The organism is Shewanella sp. SW1, from assembly GCF_025653545.1.
GTDB classification, from domain to species: Bacteria; Pseudomonadota; Gammaproteobacteria; order Enterobacterales; family Shewanellaceae; genus Shewanella; species Shewanella oncorhynchi.
On sequence record NZ_JAKKSG010000004.1, the window covers coordinates 232,402 to 250,019 of the forward strand.

General features: G+C 46.9%; 13 protein-coding genes and 1 tRNA gene. 6 read left to right on the forward strand and 8 right to left on the reverse strand.

Going from position 1 to position 17,618, the window contains the following annotated elements; all coding sequences use genetic code 11:
- Positions 1-4: 4 nt before the first annotated feature.
- Both L5M71_RS05665 and L5M71_RS05670 read right to left on the reverse strand, forming a co-directional pair.
- Entirely contained in the window at positions 5-295 is a 291-nt protein-coding gene (locus L5M71_RS05665) for a hypothetical protein (RefSeq protein WP_220777111.1), read from the reverse strand.
- 3 nt (positions 296-298) lie between these two features.
- A complete protein-coding gene (locus tag L5M71_RS05670) occupies positions 299-553 on the reverse strand; it encodes a hypothetical protein (RefSeq protein ID WP_106648299.1) in 255 nt (84 codons plus the stop codon).
- Positions 554-875: 322 nt separating this feature from the next.
- On the opposite strand from L5M71_RS05670, the gene L5M71_RS05675 reads away from it, so the two are divergent.
- Positions 876-1,763: a prohibitin family protein gene (locus L5M71_RS05675; protein ID WP_063884205.1), complete on the forward strand. Its 888-nt coding sequence runs from the start codon at positions 876-878 to the stop codon at positions 1,761-1,763.
- A gap of 110 nt (positions 1,764-1,873) precedes the next feature.
- Here the strand turns inward: L5M71_RS05675 and L5M71_RS05680 are convergent, their stop codons facing one another.
- Positions 1,874-3,385: a permease gene (locus L5M71_RS05680; RefSeq protein ID WP_263206568.1), complete on the reverse strand. Its 1,512-nt coding sequence runs from the start codon at positions 3,383-3,385 to the stop codon at positions 1,874-1,876.
- 2 nt (positions 3,386-3,387) lie between these two features.
- On the reverse strand, positions 3,388-3,888 hold the full coding sequence (gene zntR, locus L5M71_RS05685; protein ID WP_113939245.1) for a Zn(2+)-responsive transcriptional regulator: 501 nt from the start codon (positions 3,886-3,888) through the stop codon (positions 3,388-3,390).
- 352 nt (positions 3,889-4,240) lie between these two features.
- Between zntR and purH the strand changes: the two genes are divergently transcribed.
- The 4 genes from purH (at position 4,241) to L5M71_RS05705 (ending at position 11,008) form a co-directional block, all read left to right on the forward strand.
- The gene (purH, locus tag L5M71_RS05690; RefSeq protein ID WP_263206569.1) at positions 4,241-5,839 is read left to right on the forward strand and encodes a bifunctional phosphoribosylaminoimidazolecarboxamide formyltransferase/IMP cyclohydrolase; all 1,599 of its coding nucleotides are present in this window, start codon (positions 4,241-4,243) and stop codon (positions 5,837-5,839) included.
- A 70-nt stretch (positions 5,840-5,909) separates the two neighbouring features.
- On the forward strand, positions 5,910-7,208 hold the full coding sequence (gene purD, locus L5M71_RS05695; protein ID WP_263206570.1) for a phosphoribosylamine--glycine ligase: 1,299 nt from the start codon (positions 5,910-5,912) through the stop codon (positions 7,206-7,208).
- Between the two features lie 177 nt (positions 7,209-7,385).
- On the forward strand, positions 7,386-10,622 hold the full coding sequence (locus tag L5M71_RS05700; protein WP_263206571.1) for an ImpA family metalloprotease: 3,237 nt from the start codon (positions 7,386-7,388) through the stop codon (positions 10,620-10,622).
- Between the two features lie 158 nt (positions 10,623-10,780).
- Positions 10,781-11,008 (forward strand): hypothetical protein, encoded by a 228-nt coding sequence (locus L5M71_RS05705; RefSeq protein ID WP_105250390.1) that lies wholly within the window; start codon positions 10,781-10,783, stop codon positions 11,006-11,008.
- 18 nt (positions 11,009-11,026) lie between these two features.
- Here L5M71_RS05705 and L5M71_RS05710 read toward each other — a convergent pair whose 3' ends face one another.
- The 3 genes from L5M71_RS05710 to hemE all read right to left on the reverse strand — a co-directional run bounded on the left by L5M71_RS05710 (position 11,027) and on the right by hemE (position 15,996).
- Positions 11,027-11,830 carry an SDR family oxidoreductase gene (locus tag L5M71_RS05710; RefSeq protein ID WP_263206572.1) on the reverse strand — a complete coding sequence of 268 codons (804 nt, stop codon included), beginning with the start codon at positions 11,828-11,830 and terminating at the stop codon, positions 11,027-11,029.
- Positions 11,831-11,905: 75 nt separating this feature from the next.
- A complete protein-coding gene (locus tag L5M71_RS05715; RefSeq protein WP_263206573.1) occupies positions 11,906-14,485 on the reverse strand; it encodes a putative bifunctional diguanylate cyclase/phosphodiesterase in 2,580 nt (859 codons plus the stop codon).
- 446 nt (positions 14,486-14,931) lie between these two features.
- Positions 14,932-15,996, reverse strand: a complete 1,065-nt coding sequence (gene hemE / locus L5M71_RS05720; RefSeq protein WP_006079904.1) for a uroporphyrinogen decarboxylase — start codon at positions 15,994-15,996, stop codon at positions 14,932-14,934.
- 457 nt (positions 15,997-16,453) lie between these two features.
- Here hemE and rsd point away from each other — a divergent pair, with 457 nt between their 5' ends.
- On the forward strand, positions 16,454-16,933 hold the full coding sequence (gene rsd / locus L5M71_RS05725; RefSeq protein WP_113941703.1) for a sigma D regulator: 480 nt from the start codon (positions 16,454-16,456) through the stop codon (positions 16,931-16,933).
- Positions 16,934-17,428: 495 nt separating this feature from the next.
- Here rsd and L5M71_RS05730 read toward each other — a convergent pair.
- Positions 17,429-17,505, reverse strand: a tRNA-Asp gene (locus L5M71_RS05730).
- Positions 17,506-17,618: the final 113 nt, after the last annotated feature.

The following is a 17,618-nucleotide window of genomic DNA, read 5'->3' on the forward strand; positions in this document are numbered from 1 at the left end:
CTTGTCACCTAAAGGTATATAACACTATATAAGTCAAAACGTTAAACAAGCCCAAGTAGCCAATTGCCCTGAGTCCGGTTTTAAACATAAAGCTAAAACTTAAGACCAATAACCAGATAGGCGTAATCAGCCACATGTTGAACTGCACTTTAGTATCGGCATCGATGCCGCCTGGGCCAAACCAGGCAAATAACCCCACCAATCCAAGTGCTAAAGTAAATCCTAAAATCAATCCAGCCAGTGACTTAGTCCACCAGTCGGGTTGCAATTTATCCTGTTCAGCTAAACGTGCCATGAGTTATTTCCGACCGAAAAGTGAGATAAAAGGCACTAACCCCATCAATAACATCAACAGGGCTAACCAAATAAAAATTGCGGCGCTAAGGGTAAAGAGGCTAAGCCAACCGATAAGACTGACAAAGGCAACACCGTAAGCGAGTAACCGCCAAGGCCGCTTAGGAAGGGAGCTTGCAAATAGTTTTTGCTGCTTATTCGTTAAATAAAATAACAAGCAGGCCAGAAGCGTCGACAACAGGAATATAAGTTGCAACACGGGATGTTATCCTCTCACTACAAAGCGTTAGCATTCAAGTCCATTTGCCTATGCTTGCTGTACATCATGTAAAAAGATAAGCACATGAAAGCAATGGAAGAATTTTAATCTCGGGACTCTAGCCTTGGTGATAATAATTCGCAATAAGATTTACACTGTAAGGATGGTTTATGATATTCAAATCACAAATAGGCAACACTTCTGCCTTGTCATTGCCAGTTGTTAACCATTAAGATACATTTCGCGTTAATAGTCTTGTCCCAAGATAAACAATCCGATTCACCCTCAAGCTCATTACTATGACATCAGCAAAGGAAGCTAAATGATTAAAAATGAATTCAATCTGCCGAGCTCAATTGGCCTCAGCAAAATTATCCCCATTGTTATTCTGTTAATCCTCTTTATTTCCTTATTTGGCAGTTGGTATACAGTTGACCAAGGTGAACGTGGCGTACTGCTGCGCAACGGTAAAGTTATCGGTACCGCAGAACCTGGGCTGGGTTTTAAAATCCCACTGATAGACACTGTGGTGAAGATTTCGACCCAAACACACACCACCAGTTATACCTCGCTGCAAGCCTATAGCCGCGATCAACAACCTGCGACACTTAACGCATCGGTGACATTTAGCGTCCCACCAGACCGCGTCGAAGAAGTGTATGCTAACTTCAAGAGTATCGATGCCATGGTCACGCGTTTGCTCGACAGACAAGTGCCGACTCAGGTCGAAAACATCTTCGGTAAATACACGGCGATTTCTGTGGTGCAAGAGCGGATCAAATTCGGTATTGATGTGACCAGCGCGATCACTAACTCAATCAAAGGTCCGGTAGAAATCAACTCAGTGCAGATTGAGAATATCGACTTTTCCAACGCCTATGAAAAATCCGTCGAAGACAGAATGCGCGCCGAAGTCGAAGTGCAAACTCAACTGCAGAATCTAGAAAAAGAACGCGTCAGCGCGCAAATCGCCGTCACCCAAGCGCAAGCACAGGCCGACTCGCAATTGGCCCGCGCCAAGGCTGAAGCCGAAAGTATTCGTATCAAAGGTGATGCAGAAGCCTCTGCGATTAAGAGCCGCGCCGAAGCGCTGGCACAAAATCAAAACTTAGTTGAATTAACCAAAGCGGAAAAGTGGGATGGCAAACTACCGACGACTATGCTGCCGACAGGCACCCTGCCCTTTATTGATGTGAAAAAAGGCAACTAAGCTTAGGTTTAAATCGAGCAAAAACATAAACCGACAATAAAAAATCCCAGTGTTAGCAACAACACTGGGATGTTTATGTGTTTGATACTGCTTAGCGGAATATGAGCCGATTAAGAACAACAATCGTTGCGGCGAACCCAGCTTCTTGGGATCTTCTCAAAAACCACTTTTGCCATGAGTAACGCCAGCAATATGCCAGAGGTTGCCACTAACCATTGAGGTAACATTTGGTGCTCTTCACCAATTTGTGGCATCACCACAAAACCAAAGGTATTAACCAGATAATTGACCAACATACCGGCCACTAAGGCCACGCCAATCACACCACCCAAATAGCCCCACAGCGCACGTTTACCTAGCTCTTTAGCCACTATGCCTAAAGTCGCGATATTGGTTGCCGGACCTGCCATCATAAACACGAGTACAGCACCCGGTGACACACCCGCCAGTAATAATCCAGCAGCAATCGGTGTCGATGCGGTCGCACAAATATACATAGGCACAGAAACGAGCACCATCACTAACATAGCTAAAATGCCATCCCCCCATTTAGCCAAAAAGTCAGCCGGCACATAGGTTTGTACCAGAGCTGCGAAAAATAAGCCCACCAGCAGCCACAGCGTAGTATCACGCACTAAATCCGTTGCCGCATATTTAAGGCCAATTCCGATACGACTGAGTACCGATTGCGACTTAAATTCAGTCGCCATATCTTGAGTAGAGGCACAGCAGCTATCGCCTGCAGTGTTAGCACTAACCTGCTCAGCATCCTTAGCACTGCCACCACAGCAAGCGCCTTTTTTCACCACCACTATTTTTTCAGGCTCTGTGGTTTGACTGCCACAACATGACCCCACGCTTTCTGCTTTAGCAGCGTTAACCTTGACCACAGAACCCATAGTTTGAGCAGATCCCATGGTTTGACCGCCAACAGCTTGACCGCCAACAGCCATAACACTTGAAGGACCCGCCATTAAGCTCGGCGCCGCCATAGGCGTCATTTTGATCTTCGGCTTTGGCTCGGCTGCAGGTGCATCAACATTGTCATTACCACAGCAGGAAGACTTTACGGGCGTTATCGTAGGCGTAGTCGATGAGCAGCAGCTTTTAACCGCTTCGGCTTTTACCATCTCTGGCTGAGCCACTGATTTTGAAGCGCAGCAAGACGCCTCACCCTCTAATGGCTTATCTGATTGAGTATCTACCTTAACCACTGACTTGCCATCGTCATCATCGCGACCAACGAGTAAGCCCGCCACTATCGCACTGGTAATCGCTGCAATCGGTCTGACGATCGCCATAAAGGGGCCAAGTAACACGTAGGAAACGGCGATTGAATCGACGCCCGTTTCTGGCGTCGACACTAAAAAGGAAGTCGTTGCTGCTTTAGAGGCACCAGAACGGCGCAATCCTACCGCCGCAGGAATAACGCCACAAGAACACAAAGGTAAAGGTGCGCCAAGCAGCGCCGCTTTCACTACGGTTTTAAAACCGTGACCACCGAGCTGCTTTTGCATCCACGCCATTGGCACGAATACTTTTAATAGCCCAGCTAAAATCAGGCCCAGTAATAACCAAGGCGCCGAGTCTAAAAACAGATCAATAAAATTCTTCAGTAACATAATTAATTCCCTGACTCTTCATAAATGGCTTTGCCGTGATTATTCTGGTGCGCTTGGTACTGATTTACATTATGAGAGTGATGCTCAACGCGTACCCGCTCAGTGCTGGACTCCAACGCCTCTAAAATAGAGCAATGTTCGGCGCTACGTGGCCCACCACAACAGGCATCAGACAAGCTTTGTAAACTCGCTTGAAAATGATTCAGCTCAGCAATTTTGGCCTGTACTTGAGCCAATTTACAATCAACCATGCCTTTTACATCGGCACAGACTCGGTTAGATTTATCGAGTTCAATTGACAGCAATTCACTGATTTCATTGAGGGTAAAACCCACAGCTTTCGCCCGTAAAATAAAGCGTAATCGCGCAGCATCGGCCTCGGTATATACTCGATAGCCAGACTCAGTACGGCTCGACGGCGCGAGTAGGCCGTGCTTCTCGTAGAATCTTAAGGTGTCGGCTTTCACCTCACACAAATCCGCCAGTTCACCAATACGATACATGTCTTCATCCTTTGCGAAATAGCCTACAACTCAGGGATCATTTCCAGCATACAACTCAATAATGCCAGTATAAACCTTGGAGCCTACTCCAAGGTCAAGAGGTAATTTTAACTTTACTGAAAGCCAACACGGCAATGCCGCTTTGTTCTGATATGAATATTGTGAAATCACGCAGAAAAAACACCCGTAAATCGAGTTTTACGCTAGAATACGCGCGCTGTGACGAAGGGATAAAAAGTTAACTAATAAAGTAAAAATAGGACCAAGGGACTTTTGGAAAGCAGTACAGCGTTAAGGCTGTTCTGTTTTCCGAAAGATCCTTGAAACTAAAATAACTGGACCCTGTACCCAAATGACTGCTGCAAATAATGCCAGACCCATTCGTCGCGCGCTGTTAAGCGTTTCAGATAAAACCGGAATTCTCGAGTTCGCCAAAGCACTTCACGCCCAAGGTGTAGAATTGTTATCAACTGGCGGCACCGCTCGCTTGTTAGCGGATAACGGCGTGCCTGTTATCGAAGTATCTGATTACACAGGACACCCTGAGATCATGGACGGTCGCGTTAAGACGCTGCACCCTAAAGTGCACGGCGGCATTTTGGCGCGCCGCGGTCTTGATGAAAGCGTGATGGCCGATAACAATATCAATGCCATCGATCTAGTTGCGGTTAACCTTTATCCCTTCGCTGAAACTGTGGCTAAAGCTGGTTGTACCTTAGAAGACGCTATCGAAAATATCGATATTGGCGGCCCAACTATGGTGCGCGCGGCGGCAAAAAACCACAAAGACGTTACCATAGTCGTTAATGCGGCCGATTACGATCGCGTACTTGCAGAAATGACGGCTAACAATGGCAGCACGACCCATGCGACGCGTTTCGACTTAGCGATTGCGGCCTTTGAGCACACTGCGGGTTACGATGGCATGATCGCCAACTACTTCGGTACTATGGTTCCTGCACACAGCAAGGACGAATGCTTTGCTGATTCTAAGTTCCCACGCACGTTCAACACCCAATTAGTGAAGAAACAAGACTTACGCTATGGCGAAAACAGCCATCAAGCAGCGGCTTTCTATGTTGACACTAAAATTGATGAAGCTTCTGTGGCTACCGCGATTCAGTTGCAAGGCAAAGCCTTGTCTTACAACAACATTGCCGATACCGACGCCGCCCTTGAGTGCGTAAAAGAATTCTTGGAACCCGCCTGCGTTATCGTTAAACACGCTAACCCCTGTGGTGTGGCCTTAGGCAAAGATTTACTCGATGCCTATAACCGCGCTTATCAAACTGACCCAACCTCAGCCTTCGGTGGCATTATCGCCTTCAACGGCGAATTAGATGCTGCGACGGCGAGTGCGATCGTTGAGCGTCAATTCGTTGAAGTGATTATCGCCCCAAGCGTCAGCCAAGCAGCGCGCGATGTGGTTGCGAAAAAGACCAACGTGCGTTTATTAGAATGTGGTCAGTGGAATACTAAGACCCAAACCTTAGACTACAAACGTGTTAACGGCGGCTTACTGGTGCAAGATCGCGATCAAGGTATGGTCGGTTTAGAAGACATCAAAGTGGTTTCTAAACGTCAACCTACGGCAAGCGAACTGAAAGACTTAATGTTCTGCTGGAAAGTGGCGAAATTCGTTAAATCTAACGCCATCGTTTATGCCAAAGACGGCATGACTATCGGTGTCGGCGCTGGCCAAATGAGCCGCGTTTACAGCGCGAAAATCGCTGGCATCAAGGCCGCCGATGAAGGCTTAGAAGTAGTGAACTCTGTAATGGCATCCGATGCTTTCTTCCCCTTCCGTGACGGTATCGATGCCGCAGCGGCTGCGGGCATTAGCTGCATCATCCAACCGGGTGGCTCAATGCGCGATGCTGAAATCATCGCAGCAGCAGACGAGCATGGCATGGCCATGGTGATGACAGGCATGCGCCACTTCCGTCATTGATAACAACTTAAATCAAACTTGGCCCTCGCGATTAGGGCCTTTTCCTTTGCGATGTGTGGGAGTTTTAACCATGAAAGTGTTAATCATTGGTGGCGGCGGCCGCGAACATGCCCTAGCTTGGAAAGCCGCTCAATCGGCTCAAGTTGATACCGTTTACGTAGCACCCGGCAATGCGGGCACAGCCCTAGAACCTAATGTTGAAAATCTGGCGATCAGCGCCACCGACATCCCTGCTCTGCTCGATTTTGCGAAAACCAATAAGATTGAACTGACCATAGTCGGCCCAGAAGCACCACTCGTTATCGGTGTCGTCGATGCCTTCAACGCCGCAGGTTTAGCGATTTTTGGCCCAACTAAGGCCGCAGCCCAACTCGAAGGTTCAAAAGCCTTCACTAAAGACTTTTTAGCCCGCCACAATATTCCTACGGCGGGTTATAAAAACTGCACTGAAATCAGCGATGCCAAAGCTTTCGTGCGTGAATTAACGGCCACAACGGGTTATCCAGTGGTCATCAAAGCTGACGGTTTAGCCGCGGGAAAAGGCGTGATCATCGCCCAAAACCAAGCCGAAGCCGATGCCGCAATTGATGACATGCTCGCCGGTAACAAGTTTGGCGAAGCGGGTTCGCGCGTAGTGATTGAAGAGTTTCTCAAGGGCGAAGAAGCCAGCTTTATCGTGATGGTCGATGGCAAGAATATTCTACCAATGGCGACCAGCCAAGACCATAAAGCCCGTGATAACGGCGACTATGGTCCAAACACGGGTGGCATGGGCGCTTACTCGCCAGCACCTGTGGTAACCCAAGCGGTACACGATTGGACTGTGGCGAACGTCATTCGCCCAACGGTTGATGGTATGGCGGCAGAAGGCAATGTCTACACTGGCTTTTTGTATGCGGGTTTGATGATATCGCCCGATGGCAGCGCCAAAGTGCTCGAGTACAACTGCCGCTTCGGCGATCCAGAAACTCAGCCAATCATGATGCGGTTAAAGTCTGACTTAGTGGAACTTTGTTTAGCCGCCACCCGTAGCGAACTCGATAAAGTGACCGCCGAATACGACGAGCGCGCAGCCGTGGGCGTGGTATTAGCCGCTGGCGGTTACCCAGATGAGTATCGTAAATTTGATGTGATCGACGGTCTCAGCCTTGGCGATAACGACGGTAAAGTGTTCCATGCGGGCACTGAGATGAAAAACGGCCACGTCGTTACCAACGGCGGTCGCGTATTGTGTGCGACGGCACTGGGTAACACAGTCACCGAAGCGCAAAAAGCCGCCTATAAATTGGTTGATGAAATCCACTGGGATGATGTGTATTTCCGTACCGATATTGGTTATCGCGCAATCGCACGTGAACAGCAAGATTAATTAATATCTCTATTAAAAAACCGGCAATAAGCCGGTTTTTTTGTGCCTGTTTTTTGACACGCGTCAAATATAACATCATGATTTTCAATAAAATTATGTAATTAATTCTATTGAAAACAGGAGCAACAAGATACAATGTCAACCAAATGTTAAATACACCAAGATCAAGGACTCCCCATGAGGATTAGACTACTTTATGCCTCCATTGCCATACTGCTTAGCGGATGCGGTGGCGGCTCAGAAGATGCTGGCCCGACAACACCACCCACTCAGCCGCCAGTCCAACCTCCCGCGCTGCTACAATACACCGCCAGCAGCCTATCGGTAATAGGTGGAGCACTGAGTCCAAGCAGCCAAAAAGTGGAGTCTGGCAAAAGCGCTATTTTTAGCATTACTGCCGATATCGGCTTTACGCTTGAGGACATTACTGGCTGTGGTGGCACGCTCAATGTGCTGACTTACACCACTGCGGCCATGACGGCCGATTGCACTATCACGCCGACATTTATCAGTAATACCGAAAATGCCATTAAGCACCAAGACCACAGGCTTGCCAGTGCGAGTGAGTTAATTGATTTCAGCATCGCCGAACTCGCTAATATCGACATCAAACGTAAAGCCCAGATAAATCAGCTATATCAAGGTGTCGGTAGCAGCATCTCTTGGCATCCAACCCATGACTCAATTACCTTTTCGAGCTTTATGCCGGAGAACACTTTTACTGTCTTGCCATCAAATGTCGATGGCAGTGGGGCAAGCGCCGTCCGTGGGTTAGTGATGGCGGGCGAGCAACAGAATCAACGCTATGCGGCCATGGCGGGGAATCTGTTTTCCGTCAACACTTTAGCTCAAACCGATGTTTTACTGAAAAACCTTTTAGGCTGGCTGACCAAAGGTGCCGATAAAACCGACGGCCTCAGCATAGTGACCGCCCAAATGCCGAGCAAGGCTGACAGTTGGTACTTTCCCCATAATGAAGGGATCCGCACTTGGCTCACAAACAACTACCCCGCAGCCCATAGCATTAATACAGCAAATACCTGTGACTACAGCGAGTTAAGCAACTGTATCAACACACTGAAACCGGATCTGATTATCATTAGTGACATAGACCGCCAGTCACTCGGTTTTGCAGGTATAAAAGCCGCGATCGCTAAGGCCAAAGCGGCAGGAATTCCCTTGTTGCTCTCTAACTACTGGCGTAATGAAAGCCCAATACTGTCACCACTTTATCTTGAGATGGGGCTTTCTACCTCTGGCAATTACTGGTCAAAACTCAATGCCAATAACCTCAGTGTGACCGATATTTTGGTCGAAGACACCGCCCTGGCCAAGGTGAATAATTTGCTCGGCAAGCTTAACGAAGGCCGCTTCGACACCTCAGTACTCAACGACTGCGGCGGTAATTACTTGAGCTGTAATACTGCCGCCTTTGTTGACTCATTCAAAGCGGGTGCCGATTGGTATCGAGCCAATGCTGAAACCTTAGATAACCATGCTATCGATGTGTTTACCAAAGCAGACTTCCCCTTGATGAAGGCCGGACTGCTGCTCGCCGATAAGTATCGCAGCGAGATTGACTACCCCATAGCCTACAGCGAATACGCCCAGTGGCAGCAGGCCCTATTTGCCGATTGGACCGTCAGCTATGCCCGTAGCCATAACTTAGCCCAGCCAGATTTAGGTGAATATGTTACCGACAGAGCTAACCTCAGCAAGGGCAGCAATGCACACTACGCTTATCCTGCGACTGTCACTGAACGTAAAACCATTAGCGTGCCCTATGCAGGCCAATGGACGACCACGGGCTGGTATGCGCTGCCAGGACAAACCATTAAACTGACTCGTCTCGATAGCAACGCTGCAAATGTGGAGATCAAACTCAACTACCACAGACGTAATACTAACCGTGCCTATGAGCAGAAAATCTACCGCGGTCCATTGGAGTTGGCGCAGCAACGCCTGCGCTTAGCTCAAGGACAAAGTCTTGAATTTTCTTCCCCCTACGGCGGGCCGATTTATCTGTATATCAGTGGTGATACTTCGAGTACTGATGGCGGCGCGTTAAGTATCGAAGTCAACGCTGAGCATGTGGCTAAACATCCGACCATTATGGATTTTTCAAACCCTGCAGAAATAGCAGCCTTTAACGATCGCATCCAAAATACCGAATTACCCCATGTGGACTTACGTACCGATGGTGCCGAGCAGCATCTGCGTCGCGACCGCTTTTTAAACGCCATCGGCGGGGATGTACCCGATGTAAACGCGCTACTCAAAAGTATTGTCGATGACCATATCAACAGCGTTTACACCCTTGCGGGGCTTAAGATCCAAGGCAAGAGCTTAAGTGAATCCTTACCTGCCGATGTACTAGCAGCCTGCAAAGGACTGTTTGGCGACGACTGTATCGATAATAGTCTGCATACCCGCACTATCATTCAACACGCGAATTATGACCAAAATGCCCAGTGCGGTGGAGGTTGTAGCGGTAACCCTTGGGACGCAGCATGGAATATCGACCCAACGGGTTGGGGTGATAACCATGAGTTAGGCCACAATCTGCAAACTAACCGTCTCAATGTGCAATATGCTGCGGCAAGTGATCATGATAACTGGGCAGGTTATGGCAGCCGCGCAGGGGAAAACTCCAACAATATCTTCCCCTATGTGGTGAAGTGGAAAACCCATTATCTGCGCGACGGCAATACAGGCACAGTGACCGATGGTCACATGAACCACAAGGATCTCTTTTATGTGTTTATGTCCGATGCCGCAGGTACAACAGACACCAGTGGTAAACGCCTAGTGTTTGGCGCCAATTGTAAGGTGCTCGATGCTGGTGAAGACAGATACACTGCGCCTTGGGCCAGCAATGCTTATGCAGTGCATAACGGTTATCGCATGGCGTTTTACATCCAAATGGCGCTTAAGGCTCACGGCATGACGCTCAGTGACGGCACCACTCTGAACAATGGCTTTAATCTCTTTACCTTGCTGTATCAACACAGTCGTATTTTCGGTAAATATGCGAATAACGCCAGTGATTGGGAAGCGAATCGTAGCAAACTGGGCTTTGGCCAATTTTCGTTTGAAGGCAATAGTGTCTACGGTGGCAAAACGGTGAAAGATATTCCGGGCAACGACTTTATGCTGGTGTCTTTGAGTAAACTCACAGGCAAAGATTGGCGCAGCCATTTCGATATGTTAGGCCTACACTACTCAAGCCTTGCGGCCTCGCAAACTGCCGCCAATGCCACATCAGGGGCTATCCCCATGGGCATGTATGAGTTAGAAACCGACTTGCCACCCGCCAATATGAGCCAAGGTTTGACCTTTGTGCCCTTGTCACTCACTGATGGCACTACACAGTGGAAAGGCGTGGGTTCGCCAACCCAGTGCACCAAACCATAAGTGTGCTAAACCTTAATCTCGCTAAGATCATAAACCTCGCTCTGGCGAGGTTTATGTTTACCTTAAAATGTGATGTAAAGCACATACCTAGGTTCAGATGACGTGCACCATCTAGCTTCTTATATTTTTAACAATCATGAAATTAATGGGGTAAATATATGGGTTATTCGATAAAAGATCTTATTTATCAAGGTGAAAAATCAGGCGTACATAACTGGCAAACCCTAGAAGGAGCCAGCTTTTACTGGCATCCAGATTGGTTTCATATTGCAGAGGATATGACGGGCCATAACGCGACTGTGACTATCGATATCGATGGGGACAAAGCGACCCAAAGTGAAGCTGAACAATCCATCATTAAGCATCTCAATAAGAGTGGCAAATAGCTTGTAGTGGCAAAAAAATTAGTGCCCGGAGGCGATCGCCCTGCGGGCAATTTTGTCGATTAAGCCTGGCGCGATCAGCTTAAGCCAACGCCCCAAACGACCGCGAAGTGAAGTAATCAGTTGACGGCCTCGAGTTGCAATCACTGGCAACATCATATTAGCGCATTGCTCAGCCGTCAGTATCTTAGCTTCCTGCATCGGAGATTTACCTAAAGGATGACCTGCACCATCGAGGGCACGTTTGTGAATTTGTGACACCACAAAATCAGGGCAAATTACCGTCACTGCCACATTATCGTCCGCGAGCTCAATCCGCAGTGAATCGAAAAAACCAATCACAGCATGTTTAGAAGCGGCATAACCGCTGCGAGTAGGAACGCCCGTTAATCCAGCGACTGACGCCACAACCACCACTTGGCCTTTACTGGCTTTCAAGTGCGGTAACGCGGCATGGGTTAAATACGCAGGACCAAGATAATTCACCCGCATTATGTCTTCAAGCACCGAGAGCTGAGTCAGTTCATCAAAACGTGACCACATAGTCATGCCTGCATTGTTAATCAAAATATCGAGATGGCCATAATGCGCAACTGCAGCTTCAACTAAGGCTTCACACTGTTCTGGGCTGGAGACATCGGCGGCAAATACAAAAGGAGGCGGACCATAATTAGCGATTTCTAAAGCGAGTGAGGCGAGACGTGTTTCATTACGCGCACTGAGCACCAGTTGGCAGCCCATTCGCGCCATTGCCACTGCGAGCGCCCGACCAATACCTTCTGAGGCACCCGTGATGATCACGACCTTGCCTGTGAGTCCATCCATAGTCATTCCTTTGTTATCGCCATGTTAATTACGCCTTTTGCTAAATTGGCATAATCACGCTAAAAGCGCAATCCTTCACGCGCGTTGTGCAAGCCTCATCTCGTATTGCTCACGATAATTAGCTAAGGGTTGCGGGCGCCCTATCGCATAACCTTGCGCATAGTTAATGCCGATGCTCAACAACCTGTCAATAATATCCTGATTCTCAACAAATTCAGCAACAGTCTCGATTCCCATAACCCGACAAACATCCTGAATCGATTTAACGATGGCGTAGTCTTTAGCATTCACGGCGAGGTTCTTAATAAAACAGCCGTCGATTTTGACATAATCCACCGGCAGCTCACGCAGATAACCATAAGAGGCAAAACCACTGCCAAAATCATCCAGTGCAAATGAAAAACCGAGTTTACGTAACTGCTTCAACATTTCCATACCACGATTGCGATTTTGAATCGCGGTGGTTTCAGTAATTTCAAAACAAATACATTGGCTTGGAATATCAAAAATGTGTTGCTGCTGGGCGATATATTCCACCATACCTTCGGCGCCTAAACTATTGCCCGAAAGGTTGATCGAAATACAATGATCAGGCCAAAGCACGGGGTTCAAAGACAACCATAAAAAAGCTTTGCGGATGACTTCTTTATCGATATCTGGCATCAACTTAAAACGTTCAGCGGCGGCTATAAACTGCGCAGGCGCCAAAATGCGGCCACAGGGCTCTTGAATTCGTAGCAGGATTTCCATTCGTTGTCGCTGCGGACCACTGCCTAGTCCGCGGATCGGTTGGTAATACAGAATCAACTCATTTTCTTCAATCGCTTGCGCAATACGTACCGCCCATTTAGGCGCATTTCTTTGGTAGGTGAGCTCTTTATCTTTATCATCGTAAAAATGAATTTGATTAGCCCCCTTAGCTTTAGCGGCAATGCAGGCAATGTCCGCGTCTTTTAATAACTCTTGAGCATCAATATAGGGCGCACGACCAAAAGCGACACCTATGCTGAGGCCAACTTTATAATTACAGTTTTTATCGTTCAACACTTGCATGGAGACTTGCGCGATCATTTGCTTCAGTAATTGCGCCACAGATAAGGCACTACGATTACAAATCACTAAACCAAACTCATCGCCACCAAGGCGCGCCAATAACTCCTGTGGCCCAAGACAAGCTTGCATGGCCTTAGCCACCATAGCAAGCATACGATCGCCTGCAGTATGGCCACAACTGTCGTTAATTAACTTGAATTGCTCCAAATCGAGATAACAAACGGCGATGGTTTTAGTAGAGGCGGCAAATTGGGGTAACTGCTCATCAAATGCCTGACGGTTTAGCAGCCCTGTAATGCTATCGAAATTTGCCCTTTTTTGTAGCTGGTGTTTAAGCAACTCTTCTTGAGTGATATCCCGCAATACCACGACAGTACCAACAATTTCTTTATCGTGATTGCGCAGATTGCTGATACTGCGCTCCATAATCCGAGGCGAAGCAGTTAATAGCTTGATTTTCTCGACCTGCGGTGCTGATTCTTCGAGACGAATGCAGGTAAAAACCGCCTGATTCAACTGCTCCCCAGCCTTTAACAGACTCGCAAGGCTTTGACCTATGGCATAGCAACTAGCAACATCGAGAAGCAACTCGGCCCGTGGATTCATATAAATCACGTTGGCATCGACATCGGTCAAAATCACCGCTTCAGCAATGGATTCTAAGGTGATTTTCGCGCGTTCTTTTTGCTGATAAATTCTTGCCAGCAAGCTATTAACACGGCTGGCGAGCACTTCTAATTCTTCATTACCCTCGCTTGTAACGGGTTGATATACACTGGACATAGGATCGACCAGCGCCAATTGATGCATCAGATTTTTAAAGGGTTTGAGTAAGCCCGAACGCAGCCAAATATAACCAAGGCCAACAATAAACACACCAAAGAGAATAAATCCGAGCGACACCCAATCGAGTTGAAATTTAACCTCTCTAAAGGGACCATCGGAAAACAGTACTTGCAGGTAGACAGGCTTATCTTTTAACAGGCTTGGAATGGTTATCGCGTCACTGTGCACACCATCAACTGTTGGCGTAACGTCGCGAGAATGGCTCATGCTCACCTTAGTCACCAATAAGGCCTGAGCATATTCCAGTAAGTCTTTATCAGTCAGTTGGCGCACAAGCAGCACAGATTCATGGGGCGCAGAAGCCACGGAAGTAACAACATAAGCATACTTGCCCATCAAATAAGCGCCAGCAACACTGGGCTTATCGGCACTGACAATAGCACTGGCGATTTCTCGTAACTTATCATTCTCAAAGGGACGTTCATTGGGGAAAAAAGGGTGCAATTCACCCTGTCGTAGAATATACCAACTCAGATTGGCTGACATTGAGCTATCGCGCCACGAGGATTCAAGCTTTTTAAGTTGGTCTTCATCTAATTGAGACAAAGGTAAGGCATAGATATTAGTGAGAAAGGTTAAGCGATCGACATCAATTTGAAACTGCTGCTGGATATTGGCAAGCTCACGGTTAGCACTATCTTGACGTAATAGCTCGACGCGATGGTCGTACCAATAACCAAGACAATAGGAGACAATTACCACCGCAGGGAGACAAAAGCCCGCAATAAATACCATTATTTTCTTGCCAATGTGCATCTCTTACCACGGCTTGTTATGACTAAATTGATTAACGGCCTTGCATAATCCTTCACTGCGCCATGCAACATATCTCATTTGCGAATAGTATTAAACATCACTTCGCTTTAGTCGTTGCTAAAGTAGACATTTTCATGCAATTAAATCAATTTTATACCTTTGATTTAAATTAAAATTTATAAATTAAACGATTATAAATTAAACGATTATAAATTAAACGATTATAAATTTTACTTTTTTATCAAGATAATTCACACATAATCAGTATGTGAATATAGGGAATTCAAGTCGTTGTTTAAAAGTAAGACTCATTAAGCTCGCAGACGATAGAAACCACCGCATACGCTAATCCATAAAGATACCTTCGCCAGAAGCTCCAACGCTATCAAATTCAAATGTCGGATATAAAACAGGCCCGCAAGCGGGCCTGTTTCGCAAACCAAAAATTACTTATGGTATTGCTTTGATTGTGCATGAACCGCCTTGATAAAGGCGCCAGCATGTTCTGGATCGACATGCTGATGAATACCATGGCCTAGGTTAAATACATGGCCAGTACCTTCACCATAACCCGCTAAAATATGACCAACTTCCTCTTCGATACGTGGAATTGGCGCATACAACATAGATGGGTCCATGTTGCCTTGCAATGCAACCTTATGGCCTACACGACGACGGGCATCGGCAATGTCTACCGTCCAATCCAAACCTAGTGCATCACAGCCAGTTTCTGCCATCGCTTCTAGCCACAAACCACCGCCTTTAGTGAACAGCGTCACTGGCACTTTACGGCCATCGGCAAAGCGTGTCAGACCATCAATAATCTTCTGCATATAACGCAAAGAGAACTCACGGTAAGCAGAATGCGATAACGCACCGCCCCATGAGTCAAAAATCATTAAAGATTGCGCACCGTTAGCAACTTGAGCATTCAGGTATAAGATCACTGAATCGGCTAATTTATCTAACAGCATGTGTAATGCCATTGGCTCTGCGTAAGCCATCTTCTTAATTTTTTCGAAGGTTTTGCTCGAACCACCTTCAACCATATAAGTCGCTAAGGTCCAAGGTGAGCCAGAAAAGCCAATTAACGGCACTGCGCCATTCAGTTCACGGCGAATAGTGCTAACGGCTTTCATCACATAACCCAGCTCATCTTCTGGATCTGGAATTGAGAGCTTTTTGATCGCATCGATAGTGTCTGTTGGGCGTTCGAAACGTGGGCCTTCACCCGCCTCAAAATACAAACCTAAACCCATAGCATCGGGCACTGTTAGAATATCGGAAAACAAAATCGCCGCATCGAGATCATAACGACGTAAAGGTTGCAGCGTGACTTCACAGGCAAGCTCATGATTTTTACACAAAGACATGAAATCACCCGCTTGAGCGCGAGTGGCTTTATATTCAGGAAGATAACGGCCAGCTTGACGCATCATCCACACAGGGGTCACATCGACAGGCTCTTTTAGTAGGGCGCGTAAATAACGATCATTCTTTAATTCTGCCATTGGGCTTGGTTCCTAGTCTTATTGAGATCCGCTGGGTCGGTAGTTTAGCATTTACGCGAATAATGTAACCTTTATGTGCAAATTTATGTGAGCTATTCCCCATCATTGGCGTCGATTTGACCGCATAAACCGGAAAATGTTAGCCAGCTAACATACTGCTCATTTATTCGTAACGAAGTCACACTCAGACAGAAAAAAGTTGCGCCGGTTCCCCGCCTTTGGTATAAAAAGTCTGCGCTAGCAAGAACAATCAAGAAGCTCGTCGCATCGAGCCTGCTATAAACTTTACTCGCCCAACGATAGGTTTCTATCGTTGGGCTTTTTATTTGCATTTTTCGATACGAAACAGCTGGTTTGTCCATTTCGTCATTCTCGCAAATTCGCATGAAAAGAGTTGATCGATTAGCAACTTGTCCCTACATTAGAGTTATGTGCTGGCACTTAAATGGAATGCATCATGCTGAGAGAACTCGAAAAAGCAGAACAGAAGTGGGGCGGTTCAAATAAGCTTATTGATCAATGGCTAAAAAACCGTCGAAAACTGTTAGTGCATTACTGCCAAATTGCTGGGCTTCCTCCTTACAGTAAATCAGAAAAATCACTTCCCTCGTTCGAACATGTTAAATCTTTCTGTGACTTATTAGTTGACTATGTCTCCGAAGGACATTTCGAGGTCTATGATAAAGTCGTTAATGCCTGCAGTGAATATGGCGAATCAAGCAAAACGCTCGCGCAACAAGTATTGCCCAAAATCACGCCAACCACGAATGCAGCATTAGATTTCAACGATAAATATGCGGAAACACAAGACGATTTCGTATTATATCAACTCGATAAAGACCTATCTGAGCTCGCCCATAATATGGAAACACGCTTCGAACTCGAAGATGAACTACTTGAAGTTCTCCATCGCAAACATTCTGAGCACAACCAGTAGCCCCCCTTCCTAAGCGCACCTTGCTGCATCTGTGCGCTTATCTATCCTTTCCCTCAATCGTTTTGAAAATGAAGTAGCATGGCTTTGGGCGACTACAGGAACACGTCCTAGTGCCATCAGACAGCAACCGTTTGAATCAAATTGAATCCGATAGAGCAGATGTAGTCATGGCCGAGGCAGCACACATTGGCAAATCGTTGTTTCAATAGGTATGGCGATATTGTTATGTAATGCTCGATAGCATTAATGTCTTGAGGAGCCACAGAAGATGACTCAGTTGTGCTTTCGGGAATGGATAAACTTTGCTAATTAATAGAATAGGTTTAGCTTTAAAACAAAAAATTCATATTCTGGTAAGGATTTCGTCTACATGATAGCCGAGTATGACGATAACCACATGCTTCGAGCCAGAAGCATGTGCGTCACTGACACGAAATATCCGCGACGCCATAACGAAAAAAGCCTCATCTTTCGATGAGGCTTATCTCTTAATGTTGGCGGAGCGGACGGGACTCGAACCCGCGACCCCCGGCGTGACAGGCCGGTATTCTAACCAACTGAACTACCGCTCCTTTAGCTTAACGTCTACACGTTAACCTAAATTAGGCGCTTGGCGATGACCTACTCTCACATGGGGAGACCCCACACTACCATCGGCGCGTTTGCGTTTCACTTCTGAGTTCGG

What these genes read in the sequence shown, in the direction of transcription:
- L5M71_RS05665 (WP_220777111.1), bottom strand. Translation starts at nt 295, where the DNA reads ATGGCACGTTTAGCTGAACAGGATAAATTGCAACCCGACTGGTGGACT.
- L5M71_RS05675 (WP_063884205.1), top strand. Translation starts at nt 876, where the DNA reads ATGATTAAAAATGAATTCAATCTGCCGAGCTCAATTGGCCTCAGCAAA.
- L5M71_RS05680 (WP_263206568.1), bottom strand. Translation starts at nt 3,385, where the DNA reads ATGTTACTGAAGAATTTTATTGATCTGTTTTTAGACTCGGCGCCTTGG.
- zntR (WP_113939245.1), bottom strand. Translation starts at nt 3,888, where the DNA reads ATGTATCGTATTGGTGAACTGGCGGATTTGTGTGAGGTGAAAGCCGAC.
- purH (WP_263206569.1), top strand. Translation starts at nt 4,241, where the DNA reads ATGACTGCTGCAAATAATGCCAGACCCATTCGTCGCGCGCTGTTAAGC.
- purD (WP_263206570.1), top strand. Translation starts at nt 5,910, where the DNA reads ATGAAAGTGTTAATCATTGGTGGCGGCGGCCGCGAACATGCCCTAGCT.
- L5M71_RS05700 (WP_263206571.1), top strand. Translation starts at nt 7,386, where the DNA reads ATGAGGATTAGACTACTTTATGCCTCCATTGCCATACTGCTTAGCGGA.
- L5M71_RS05705 (WP_105250390.1), top strand. Translation starts at nt 10,781, where the DNA reads ATGGGTTATTCGATAAAAGATCTTATTTATCAAGGTGAAAAATCAGGC.
- L5M71_RS05710 (WP_263206572.1), bottom strand. Translation starts at nt 11,830, where the DNA reads ATGGATGGACTCACAGGCAAGGTCGTGATCATCACGGGTGCCTCAGAA.
- L5M71_RS05715 (WP_263206573.1), bottom strand. Translation starts at nt 14,485, where the DNA reads ATGCACATTGGCAAGAAAATAATGGTATTTATTGCGGGCTTTTGTCTC.
- hemE (WP_006079904.1), bottom strand. Translation starts at nt 15,996, where the DNA reads ATGGCAGAATTAAAGAATGATCGTTATTTACGCGCCCTACTAAAAGAG.
- rsd (WP_113941703.1), top strand. Translation starts at nt 16,454, where the DNA reads ATGCTGAGAGAACTCGAAAAAGCAGAACAGAAGTGGGGCGGTTCAAAT.